The organism is Thermonema sp., from assembly GCF_026003375.1.
Lineage (GTDB): Bacteria > Bacteroidota > Bacteroidia > Cytophagales > Thermonemataceae > Thermonema > Thermonema rossianum.
The window spans coordinates 98,890-110,809 of the sequence record NZ_BPHD01000001.1 but is presented as its reverse complement, the minus strand read 5'-3'; the positions used below and the strand labels follow the sequence as shown (position 1 = coordinate 110,809).

The 11,920-nt window shown below is 47.6% G+C and carries 10 protein-coding genes; 5 read left to right on the top strand and 5 right to left on the bottom strand.

Going from position 1 to position 11,920, the window contains the following annotated elements:
- Positions 1 to 9: 9 nt before the first annotated feature.
- The 4 genes from QVE43_RS00495 to QVE43_RS00480 all read right to left on the bottom strand — a co-directional run bounded on the left by QVE43_RS00495 (position 10) and on the right by QVE43_RS00480 (position 3,093).
- On the bottom strand, positions 10 to 543 hold the full coding sequence (locus QVE43_RS00495; RefSeq protein WP_288003737.1) for a GLPGLI family protein: 534 nt from the start codon (positions 541 to 543) through the stop codon (positions 10 to 12).
- Positions 524 to 883 carry a hypothetical protein gene (locus tag QVE43_RS00490; protein ID WP_288003735.1) on the bottom strand — a complete coding sequence of 120 codons (360 nt, stop codon included), beginning with the start codon at positions 881 to 883 and terminating at the stop codon, positions 524 to 526. Before QVE43_RS00490 ends, QVE43_RS00495 begins: the two co-directional genes overlap by 20 nt.
- Before the next feature lie 57 nt (positions 884 to 940).
- Positions 941 to 1,822: a GLPGLI family protein gene (locus tag QVE43_RS00485; protein WP_288003733.1), complete on the bottom strand. Its 882-nt coding sequence runs from the start codon at positions 1,820 to 1,822 to the stop codon at positions 941 to 943.
- A gap of 404 nt (positions 1,823 to 2,226) precedes the next feature.
- Positions 2,227 to 3,093 (bottom strand): hypothetical protein, encoded by an 867-nt coding sequence (locus tag QVE43_RS00480; RefSeq protein WP_288003731.1) that lies wholly within the window; start codon positions 3,091 to 3,093, stop codon positions 2,227 to 2,229.
- A gap of 238 nt (positions 3,094 to 3,331) precedes the next feature.
- On the opposite strand from QVE43_RS00480, the gene QVE43_RS00475 reads away from it, so the two are divergent.
- The 5 genes from QVE43_RS00475 to QVE43_RS00455 all read left to right on the top strand — a co-directional run bounded on the left by QVE43_RS00475 (position 3,332) and on the right by QVE43_RS00455 (position 10,429).
- The gene (locus QVE43_RS00475; protein ID WP_288003730.1) at positions 3,332 to 4,705 is read left to right on the top strand and encodes a cystathionine beta-synthase; all 1,374 of its coding nucleotides are present in this window, start codon (positions 3,332 to 3,334) and stop codon (positions 4,703 to 4,705) included.
- Between the two features lie 373 nt (positions 4,706 to 5,078).
- A complete protein-coding gene (locus QVE43_RS00470) occupies positions 5,079 to 5,618 on the top strand; it encodes a TRAP transporter small permease subunit (protein ID WP_038030765.1) in 540 nt (179 codons plus the stop codon).
- Between the two features lie 3 nt (positions 5,619 to 5,621).
- Positions 5,622 to 6,944 carry a TRAP transporter large permease subunit gene (locus tag QVE43_RS00465; RefSeq protein WP_038030763.1) on the top strand — a complete coding sequence of 441 codons (1,323 nt, stop codon included), beginning with the start codon at positions 5,622 to 5,624 and terminating at the stop codon, positions 6,942 to 6,944.
- 12 nt (positions 6,945 to 6,956) lie between these two features.
- Complete coding sequence (locus tag QVE43_RS00460; protein ID WP_288003727.1) at positions 6,957 to 8,108, top strand: TRAP transporter substrate-binding protein; 1,152 nt, start codon at positions 6,957 to 6,959, stop codon at positions 8,106 to 8,108.
- A 461-nt stretch (positions 8,109 to 8,569) separates the two neighbouring features.
- Positions 8,570 to 10,429, top strand: coding sequence for a T9SS type A sorting domain-containing protein (locus QVE43_RS00455; RefSeq protein ID WP_288003726.1), 1,860 nt, complete (start codon positions 8,570 to 8,572; stop codon positions 10,427 to 10,429).
- Positions 10,430 to 10,492: 63 nt separating this feature from the next.
- On the opposite strand, the gene QVE43_RS00450 is transcribed toward QVE43_RS00455, so the two are convergent.
- Complete coding sequence (locus QVE43_RS00450; RefSeq protein WP_288003724.1) at positions 10,493 to 11,515, bottom strand: DUF1207 domain-containing protein; 1,023 nt, start codon at positions 11,513 to 11,515, stop codon at positions 10,493 to 10,495.
- Between the last annotated feature and the right edge of the window lie 405 nt (positions 11,516 to 11,920).

The following is an 11,920-nucleotide window of genomic DNA, read 5'->3' as shown; positions in this document are numbered from 1 at the left end:
CGTGCTACATTATTGCTTCTTCCCGTTCCTCTCCGGCAAGAACTCCATGGGGTTGAAGTGCTCGATGGCTTCATAACTACCTGCGAAGGAAACGTTCCTCATGCCGATAGATATTAAAACCATCTTATAGAACTTCTCCGGTTCCATGTACTTCTGATATACAAGTTCTGTGTATTCTTCAAAGGTGCTTGGCATATAGCGTTCCAATGAAGCATCGCTATAAAATATTTTTGCCGGTACGTCTATTTTTTCAATGCCGACCAGCTCGAAACGATAAGGGGCGGTACCGCTGCTTTCTGCCTTCACAATCAAACCGGGCAAACCGCGCAACTTCCACGGTCCAAAAGGCAAAGGCACTTCTCTTGTAAACCAAGCCACCCAGCGACGCCTCCGCCATGTGGTAGTTGCTCTTTGACATCGAAAACCGGCCACGTTCTCTTCTTCTTGCTCAATGGACCATTGGGGTAGTTGCGCCTCGGTATAATACACATTATTCACACCCCATGAAGTATATACTATGCTTTTATTGCCGCAGCTGAACACATACGTCGTTATTCAAGTAATTTTTCTTGTACACACTCCCCCCCTTGAATACCCCGCCATACACCCGGCTGTATTCTTCAATGGTCATGTTTTCCATTGCATAGTTCAGCGAGTCTTGCCGGTAAAATAGAGGGTGATGATAGTACGCTTTTCCCTCACAAACAGTCAGCCAAAGCGTATCGACCAGTACAGTTTCCTTATTTAGGGAATCCAACTGCCCTGTTACACGGTAGGCTGCCCTAAGCAAGGCGCGCTCTTCTGCTGTTTGTGCATGAATCGAAGCTGTTAAGCACATCAGTGTCAATAGCTCAACAAACAAGAAACTCACTTTTGACTTCATAAAACAATATACTTGGATTGACAAAAACTCACATGCCGGCACTTGCCTGTTGCACCACTACTTTTTTGCCTGCCGCTTCTCCGCTAAGAATTCCATGGGGTTAAAGTGTTCAAAGCCTTTCATTTTTGCTATACTCCGTTCTATGCCGGGCAACGTCAAACCGCCTTTCTGCATACCTATGAGGGTTGCCTGCGCCGGATTGGTATAATAAAAGTGCAAATATTCTATTGCCTCTTCATGGCTTGCTTCCACATACTCTTTTTCCAAAGAGGGGGCGTAAAACAACTTCATGGGCATTTGTACCTTCTCTATACCCACCATCAAGAAGTAGTACGGCGATGTGCCGCTACTTTTGGCTTTCACAATCAAGCCGGGCAAACCACGAAGCTTCCATGGTCCGTAAGGCAAAGGAATATCTTTGGCAAACCAAGCTGTCCACTCCCGTCCACCATAGGTCGTTTTTGCCTTTTGCAACACCAAGCCATTGACTTCTTCCGTTTCTTCAAAAATCTGCCAATCAAGTATCCCTTGTTCAACATATTTCATCTTGCCGTACTTCAACTCCGTATAAACTACCAACCAATTGGGGCGTTGCCATATGCGCTCCCAATTCAAGGGCGTAGCTGTATAATCCGGCGGCTGGGTCACATCTATTACAATGATATCGCCCCGCTGCCTTTGCAAATCCATATTATGAATGATAGAGTCTTCCTTAAAAATCGCAGGATCAAAATAAAAACCGCCTTGGTCACCAATCAGTAAATGCAGGGTATCTATCAGCATCGTCCTCTTTTTTACGGAATCTACTTCGCCCCAAGCACGGTATGCTACGCGCAAGAAAGCTGTCCCTTCCTCTGGCACATTGACCTGCGCCCAGGAAATCTGGGGGACGCTTGTTGTCATAAGTAGTAAGAAAGCTACAAATATGTAATGTCGCATAATAATTTTATTTTTAGTTACTAAAATATAACAAATCAGCTAAATAAAAAGGAAGCTTGTCCCTTTGTCAAGCTTCCTTAAAGTATCAATCGACAGTCAGGTTGGCGGTATTTCACCTTTCCTGCCAGCTATCACTATCAACTATATTATTTTTGCAGAAGCCCCCCTCTACTGTACTTCTAACAGGGTGCATGTAGGCTTCTACTTTTCACTTACTGAGTCTTTGAAAACCAAGCGAAAACAAAAGTATAAAACAATACCAAGGAATAACGATTTATAGAATTCGACCTCTCTTATATCCCATGCCCCCAACAGCATCATATGAAGTAGTGATGCACCTATACTTGAAATAAGCAAGACTACTCTCAGCTTTTTTTTATTCTTATTCATAATTCATACCTTGATTATCGCCCACAAGATGTGATTAGCTCTGTAATTATCCCAGTTACAGCTCCTGTTGCAAAACCAATAGCTCCGCCAACCATACCTGCACTTACACATCCTGTCACAGTTCCAACAATGGGGAAGGTTACTGTACCACCTGCCGCCCCTGCATAACATCCGCCGATTGCTCCCTGCATAAATCCAACGACAGCTCCTGCCAATACACTCCGAGTATTTACCGAGCATCCCATATTTCTTCCATTAGAGAAAGGCTTTGCCTCCATTTCTTCCGCTAAAATCTCCTGAACTTTCTCAATACCACCACCCTCAATAAACTCTACAAAAGATATGATGCAGGTAGTTAATGATAATATTTGCACTTTTTCATTATTAGACAATGTTGAATTTATAACTGACAGTTGAAAAGCGATAGCTTCTGATTTAACTTTATTCATATCGCTTTCATTCATAATATTGTCTATAAACGGTTGTAGCAAGACCAGCTGCCTTTCATTATAGACATCAAACGTTGAAAGATCAATAAAGTATTCATCCTTATATTTTTTATTAAAAGAACCAGGCAGTATCAGTTCGCCGTAATTATTTAAGAAATTTACTATAGTTTTTTCATCTGCATTAAAATATCTACCATTAAGCCCTAAAGCCGTTTCTTTTATTAGACGTCTTTGACTTAAATTAACTTTATCTTTATCAATACGACTTATAGCATCTCCTAAGCTTGAAACAACCAAATTTAAACTACTTATATTCATTTCTTTTAGAAATTCTATTTCCTTTTCAAAATTAGCAGTAGGACTCACGCCCTGCTCTTTCTTACAAGAAGTAAGCAAAACCAATGGCATTAAGAATACAACTAACTTCTTCATAACAAATACAATTTTAAGAGTTCAACCATTTTGTTTTGCAGCCAATGCCTGTGGTAGCGGGCAGGCAAAGGGATACGCTTTTTAGTGATTGCACCGGTGCTATGTCGACACTACACAATGCTAAAAAAAAAGCATGTCAAGTTTTTTGTGTAATTTTTTTTGATTCCAATAAAAAAACACACCTCCCCCATGTCTGCCTATTTTTTGTAACTTTGCGGGCAAATCAGAAGAGATACTTATGCAATACTATCAGCATCTTATAAAAGCCATTGGCAACACGCCACTGGTGAAGCTCAACAAAGTGAGCCAAGGCATTCCCGGCACCATCCTGGCAAAGGTGGAATACTTCAACCCGGGCAACTCCATCAAAGACCGCATAGCCCTGAAGATGATAGAAGACGCCGAAAAAGCCGGCATTTTGAAACCGGGCGGCACCATCATCGAAGGTACTTCGGGCAACACCGGCATGGGCTTGGCATTGGTGGCCATTGCCAAAGGATATAAATGTATTTTCACCGTAGCCGACAAGCAGTCGCAGGAAAAAATCAATGTGCTGCGGGCACTGGGCGCCGAAGTGGTGGTGTGCCCCACCAACGTGCCGCCCGATGATCCGCGCTCTTACTACTCGGTAGCCAAGAAGCTGAACCGCGAGATTCCGAACTCTTTCTACCCGAACCAATACGACAACCTGTCGAACAAGCAGGCACACTACGAGACCACCGGTCCCGAGATATGGCAACAAACCGAAGGCAAAATCACACACTTTGCTGCCGGCGTGGGCACAGGCGGCACCATCTCGGGCACGGCGCAGTACCTCAAAGAGCAAAACCCCAATGTGTTTGTGCTGGGTATTGACACCTATGGTTCGGTGTTTAAAAAATACCATGAAACGGGCATCTTCGACGAAAACGAAATTTATCCCTACCTCACCGAAGGCATAGGCGAAGACATTCTGCCCAAAAACGTCGATTTTTCGCTGATAGACCGCTTCGTGAAAGTAACCGACAAAGATGCGGCACTGATGACCCGCCGCTTGGCACGCGAAGAAGGCTTGTTTGTGGGCTGGTCGTGCGGGGCTGCCGTGCATGGTGCTTTGGAATATGCCCGCGACCATATGAAAGAAGACGATGTGATGGTGATTATACTGCCCGACCACGGCACCCGCTACCTCAATAAGATATACAATGATGATTGGATGCGTGACCACGGTTTCCTCGAACGCCGCGACTTTGCCACCGCACGCGACATTATCCGCAGCAAAGGGAACAGCCGCTTGATAACCATAAACGAAAAACAAACCGTAGGCGAAGCCGTAGCCCTCATGTTGAAAGAAGGCATTTCGCAATTGCCTGTGGTCGATGAAGCAGGGCACTTTACCGGCAGCCTCAGCGAGTCGAAACTGCTGCATAAGCTCATAGAAAACCCCGACCTGCGGCAAACTGCCATCCGTGAAGTGATGGACCCGCCGTTTAAGTTCGTGGGCATGGACAACACCCTCGACGTGCTCTCTTCTTTGCTCGACAAAGAAAACAAGGCTCTGCTGGTGCGCGATGAAAACAACCAAGTGCACATCATCACCCAAGCCGATTTGTTGATGGCATTGGCTAAATAAGCGCCCCGGGGCTTTAGCATACGAAGGGCTTTCAGCTGAAAGCCCTTTTTTGTTTGCCTTTCTTTTTGGTTGTCGTTTCGAGCACATCCTTCCCCCTTTCGAGTATCCCCTCTTGTCATTTCGAGCGTTAGCGAGAAATCTATTTTACGTTTTGTGGCGTGGTTTCTTGATGAGATTTCTCACCTCACTACGTTCGGTTCGAAATGACACTCTACGCTTCGCTCCGTTCGAGATGACATGCTGTGTGAGCCTCAAAAGTAAAAGCAATGATGTGCTCGTTTGAAGGCAGGCTTCGAATGCTTTTTTCGAAAGAAGAAGTTGTTTTTTGACTTTTCAAAGCATTCGTTGTATTTTTTGCCGAAAAAAGCACTTTATGTCAAAGGACTACTTCCGGATATGGGTTGACCACCTCGACCGGTTCAATGAGTACATAGGCAGGGGCATCCGATGGACTGCCCTGCTCATGGTGCTGGTCGTCTGTGTCGATGTTACTTTCCGTTATTTGCTCAAGGAAGGCAGTGCCCTTTTCCCCGAGCTTGAATGGCATCTTTTTTCTCTTATGTTTTTACTGGGCAGCGGCTACGCCCTGCGCCACGACAAGCACGTGCGGGTGGACGTGATTTATGCCCGCCTGTCCGGCAAACAAAAAGCATGGCTCAACCTGTTGGGGCATCTGCTTTTGCTGCTTCCTTTCTGCTTTGTGCTCTTCTATGCCTCCGAGCCTTTTGTGTACCGTGCTTTCGTCATGCAAGAGCAGTCGCCCGATCCGGGCGGGTTGCCCTACCGCTTCATTATCAAATCGGCAATTCCGGCAGCCGCTGTTTTGCTGGGGCTGCAAGGGATTGTAGAAATAGCCAAGTGCGTATATGTGATTCGCTATGGTAGTTATTCTGCCAAGCATTCAAACGATTAAACTATGAGTTTGGAAATATTTGCGCTGATTTTATTTGTTGCCATACTGGTGGTTTTGTTTCTGGGCTATCCGGTGGCTTTTGCCTTAGGGGGCGTGTCCATCTGGGTGGGCAGCATGGTGATGGGCATTAAGTTTTTCGATTTGTTGCCTCTGCGCATCTATGGCAACATGCAAAATATCGTTCTACTGGCAGTGCCCCTTTTCATCTTTATGGGTTTGATGCTCGAGAAGTCGGGCATTGCCGAACGCATGCTGCAAACGCTTACGCTGTTGATGGGCCGCCTGCGGGGTGGTCTTGCCCTGGCGGTCATTATTGTGGGTATTCTTCTGGCGGCTTCCACAGGTATTGTGGGGGCTACGGTAGTAACCATGGGCTTGCTGAGCCTTCCCACCATGCTCAAACGCCAATACTCCAAGCGTTTGGCTACGGGCGTGATTGTATCGGCAGGTACCTTGGGACAAATTATCCCGCCCAGCATTGTATTGATTCTTTTAGGTAGTGTCATGAATGTGCCCGTAGGCGACATGTTCATGGGGGCAGTCATACCGGGTTTGCTGCTCTCACTTGGTTATGTGGTGTATGTGTTGGTGTATGCCCGGCTTCATCCTCAGCAGGCGCCTGCCGCAAGCAAAGAAGAACTGGCTGCCTTTCGCAGTGGCTCTATGACGAAAGATATATTGCTTAGTTTCTTACTCCCTTTCCTGCTTATATTGGCGGTATTGGGCTCCATCTTTGCCGGCATAGCCACCCCCACCGAAGCCGCCGGCATTGGTGCCTTGGCTGCCTCATTGATGACTGCGGCGCAAGGTAAGCTCTCTATGAAGGTATTGAAAGAAGTGATGAGTGAGACCACCTTCCTGACCTCAATGGTCTTCATGATACTGGTAGGTGCTGCAGCTTTCAGCCTTACCTTCCGGGCATTGCAGGGCGAACGCCTCATCATAGAAGCCATCACGCAAAGCGAGCTTTCGCCTGCCGCCTTCTTCTGGTTGACCATGCTGGGCATATTCATAGCAGGCTTTTTCATCGACTTTATCGAAATCACTTTTATTTTTGTGCCCATTCTTACGCCCCTTTTTCAAAAGTTTGGTTTCGACTTGCTGTGGGTGGGTATTCTCATAGCCATGAACCTGCAGAGTTCGTTTCTCACGCCGCCCTTTGGTTTTTCGCTTTTTTACCTGAAAGGCGTGGCCCCCAAAGAGGTGCGCACAAGCGATATTTACCGGGGTGTTGTTCCTTTCCTTCTGGTGCAAGTAGTGGTGCTATTGCTAATTTACCTCTTCCCCGGATTGGTCTTGTGGTTGCCTGATGTGTTGAATAAATAAACCAAAAAAATAATGCAGCAAGATACAAACAAGCATATACCGCCCCGTAGAGACTTTCTTAAAAAGAGCCTGCAAACCTTGGCTGCCGGCAGCCTGCTGGGGCTTTCGGCTTGCCGCGACGACCTTAAGCAAGCCGCCGGGCTCGCACAAGCAACGGAAACATACAACGGTGAAAGCATCGAATGGATGGCAGCTACCACTTGGCCCCCCAATTTCCCTATTCTGGGCGAAGGCGTGCAGTTGTTTGCCAAGCAAGTGGAAATCATGTCGGCAGGGCGCCTGAAAATAAAAGTGTATGGCGGCGGTGAGCTGATTCCCCCACTCGAAGTGTTCGATGCCGTAAGCAACGGCAGCATTCAAATAGGGCATGGCGCTGCCTATTACTGGAGCGGCAAAATACCGGCTGCCAACTTCTTCGCGGCTGTCCCCTTTGGCTTCAACGCACAACAAATGAATGCATGGCTCATCAGCGGGGGCGGCTGGCAACTCTGGCAAGAGATTTATGCCCCTTACAATGTGATTCCCTTCCCTGCCGGTAACACGGGCGTGCAGATGGGCGGCTGGTTCAACCGTGAAATCAACACACCGGCCGACCTGAAAGGCTTAAAGATGCGCATTCCGGGCTTGGGGGGCAAAGTGCTGGACCGTATGGGAGGCGCTGCCGTGCAAATAGCGGGCAGTGAAATATACACCAGCCTCGAGCGCGGGGTGATCGATGCCGCCGAGTGGATCGGTCCCTACCATGACTATACCTTGGGCTTTCACAAAATAGCACGCTATTATTACTATCCCGGCTGGCACGAACCGGGGGCTACGCTGGAGCTGCTGGTCAACAAACAAGCTTTTGAATCGCTGCCGCCCAGCTTACAGGAAATCATACGCACTGCTGCTCTGCGTGCCAACCTGTGGATGCTGTCAGAGTTTGAAGCCAAAAATGCCGAGTATTTAGAAAAAATCATTTCGGAAGGCAAGGTGGAAGTGCGTCCCTATCCTGCCGAAGTTTTGCGCGCCTTGCAAAACACCACCGCGCAGCTGTTGGAAGAGCTGGCCGCTCAGGATGCCCCTACCAAAAAAGTATGGGAACATGTACAGGCGTTCAAGCAAAAGATGAACCGGTGGAATCAAATTTCTGAATCGGCTATTTTACCTTACCTGCAGGCTTAAAGCCGGGAATGCTTGCGGACCGGCTTCATAAGATAAAAGCGCTTTGCCTTTTTATCGTGTGCTTTTGTTGCCACCCGGGGCTTTTTCACTCTTTTGAGCCCCGCCCTGTCTTTCCTGTTTCCCTTCTTTGTCATTTCGAGCAGAGCGGGGAGTCTCTTTTACGTTTTGTAGCGTAGCTTGATGAGTTTGAGATTTCTCACCTCACTGCGTGAGATGAGAGATAACAAGGCACTCTTCATTCTGAAGTGCAAGAAAAAAGAACAGCTTCCGGGATTGGTGTTTCCTACATGCTTTGCCCTGCACTCCTGTTTTTCATTCCTCTAAAAAGCAATCTTTTTTCTAACAAAAGTGGAAATAAAAATTACTTATAAAATTTTATAGTCATACTTTTTGTGAAAACAAAAAATATTAGTATGATTACATACAATATGCTTATTGTACAATTTTAAACCTTAAAAACTATGAAAAGAACAGTACACTTGTTGGCAGGCATCTTATTGATGATTGCCTTTTCCATTTCAGCTTACGCGCAAAAAATACGCGAAGTACAGCTTGTTGAACCCGACAGATTTCAAACTGCCGGCGGGCTTATCGGCGGTGCCGGCGACGTGGGTGCCATCTATTACGGTGCCGTGCCCCCCAACAGCAGCAGCAAACCCGTGCTGGTTTTCATTCACGGATACACCAGCAATGCGCGCGTTTGGTGGGAAGACAACGACATGTACAGCAAAGCCTACAACGACGGCTACCGTACAGCCTTTGTTTCGGTGCACCCCGACAAATCGATGTGGGCTAACGGGCAGATGTTTGCCGGCATGCTCAATACCATTGCCAATCATTACGGGGTAAACCGTGTGGTAGTGATTGCACATAGCAAAGGAGGCGTAGATAGCGACGCGGCACTGGTGCATTATGGGGCTTACAACCGTGTGGAGCGGGTCATCACCTTAGGCACCCCGCACTTCGGCACGCCTTTGGCGAACCTTGCCCAAAGCGGTTGGGTATCGTGGTTGTCTTACGTATTTGGGCAAAAAAACGAAGCAACCTATGTGCTGCAAACCGGTTACATGGACTATTTCCGCAGTGTTACCGATCCCCATGTAAATCGTCCGAAAACCAATTTCCGCACTTTTGGTGCATGGGGATATAGCGGCATATTGACCGTATCGGGTTGGTATTTGAACCTGAACGGTGGCAGCAAAAGCAACGGTGGCAACGACGGCGTGGTAAACTACAACAGCACCAAACGTCCCAATTCGGCGGTTATCTTCGGCAAGCTGGACAGCCGTGGCAATGTCAACCACTTTGAAATAGCCGAAGGCAGCAAAATGTGGAACCATATCAAAGGGCAGCTGCCGGGCACACTCAGCCGTGAACAAGCGGCCGAAATGATAGCCGGTGCCTATAACCCCAATGCCGTAGTAGAGAGCCAAGCTCAAATCATAGCCAGTGAAAACGGACAATCCACCGTTTTGGTGGAGCCCGGTGCACGTGCTCTTAAAATAGAAGTATTCACCGAATCACCGGATGAGGTATGGTTGCTTAACCCGCAAACACAGGAGCGTATCTTACTGCAAACCGAAGCCAATTTGCGCAATGACTTCTTGGGTGATTTTGTACATACTGCCGAAGTCGAGCGTGTCGGAGCTACCGAGTATATTATTCTCAATGCAAGTAAAAGCCGCATGGTGGTGATTGCTGCCACCGAGGGAGGCAGCATCCTGCGTTTCTCTTCCGACCTCAATGCGCAAAAACTCACTTATGAGCGCGGTGAGCCCATGCATTTGCAAGTGCAGGTGAATGGTTATCTGCCAAACAATGCAGAAGTAAGCGGCACCCTGCTGTATGTAGGCGACTTGGAAGGCAAGCCCGCTGAAGGTGGTGCCGCCTACCGTTTAAGCTTCAAACATGCCGGGAACGGACAGTTCAACACTACCTTCACAGAAGACCTGAAGCCGGGCATCTATGCCATCAATCTGGAAGCGCGCGGCAATCAAATGCAGAAAAATATTGTACACACCATTGCCGTTGTAGAACGCCAAGCCAATGGTTACAACCAAGACACCCAAGATGAGCAGACAGGCTTTGCAGTGTATCCGAACCCCAGCACCACCGGTTACTTTAATATCGTGCTGGACAAAGCCGAAGCCCCTGCCAACATACGTGTTTATGATATTGCCGGACGCCGCATTGCCGCATGGAGCACCACCACACTACAAACCCAATGGCAAGCGCCTGCCCATCTGCAAAACGGCATTTATTTAATCGAGGTTGAACAAGACGGGCAAAGCCGTACTCAACGCCTTGTACTCAACAGATAAGAACACTTCTCATGGATGTGCCAAAAAGCAGTTCTCCGCCGGAGGACTGCTTTTTTTCATACTCTATGGGCGATAAATAACACCTACACCCAGAACGGGGAAATTACCAAGATTGCGAAATTGCCCGTGATAGTTGATTCCCCAATACAACCGCATGTAGGTAAAAGTATTGCTCAAAGAGCCGTCGTTGCTGCGCCAACGGTAGCCGGCCAACAGATTCATGCAAGGCTCATAAGCTTCTTGCCGGGCGTGCTCTATCCAAAGACTGCCGCGCTTTTCATACCACGGGTAACCATAACGCACACGTAAACTCATGTCCACAGACAACACCCACAAGCCACCATAGCCCCAAAAAGACGATGGCTTCTGCCACTGATATTGGAAGTAAGGTTCGGCACTGCGCCGTGAAGGGGGCACCTTCGAAGTGTCGCTTTCGAGCGGGTCGGCACGATACCACCCTTTGCGTGCATCCCACAGAATGCGCGCCCCCAGCACAAACATATGGTTTTGCTCATCTGCCCGCGGCTGATTAAGCAGAAAAGCCAAATCCATCACCTCATAACTCACATTGATGCGGGTAATGGGCAGCGCATTGCGCAGGCGTTCTATGGTCAATTCGTCGCCCAAATGGGTGCTTTCGTGGAACAAAGGCACCCAGCGAATGCCTATGTTCCGGAAAGGCACGCCGGAAAGCTCAAAAAAGGCATTCCACTCCAACACGCCCACCCGGTAATCGGTATTTAGAATGGGCGACGTGCGCGCTTCCAAGAAGTCGAACCAAACAGAGAAAGAAATAGGGATAGACAAAGCCCACTGCCAGCGTGGGCTCCGGTGCACCGCAAGGGGTAATGCCACGCCCAAAACAGGCTCATTGTAAAGTACAAAGCGACTTTTTTCAGTACGTATATCGTAATCGTCTTTGGCAGGCATAAGGCTAAACCCTATGCGCGTCAGGGGGGCATAGTGGTCGGCATAGAGCGGCGCATTGAAGGTTCTCTTTTTAAAGAAAACGGTTTGGGCAAACACATTACACGAGCACAAAAACACTACACAAAATGCAACAAGAGTTACCGGCAGCCTTTTCATTGTTGAACGGTATATTTTTCTTTTACTTGCATACAAAGGCACAAAAATAAAGAAGCCTGTCATTTCGAACCGAACGAGTGAGGTAAGAAATATCAAACTCCTCAAGTAACAAGCAGTAAAGGGATTTCTCGCTTGCGCTCGAGATGACAAAAGGAGAAGCATGCGAAAAGATAAGGAAAGTCAAGCTATCAGAAGAGAGAAGTCGTACTACAATAAAAGTTAAGAATATTCTTACCCTTTCCCAAAGGCGATAACAGTATAGTTTGTCATTTCGAACGAAGCGTAGCGTAGTGAGAAATCTCAATCTCATCGCACCAAGCCACAAGAAGCAAAATAGATTTCTCGCTAACGCTCGAAATGACAAAAGGGGGCAATACAACATAACTTACACACCCACGCGAAGCT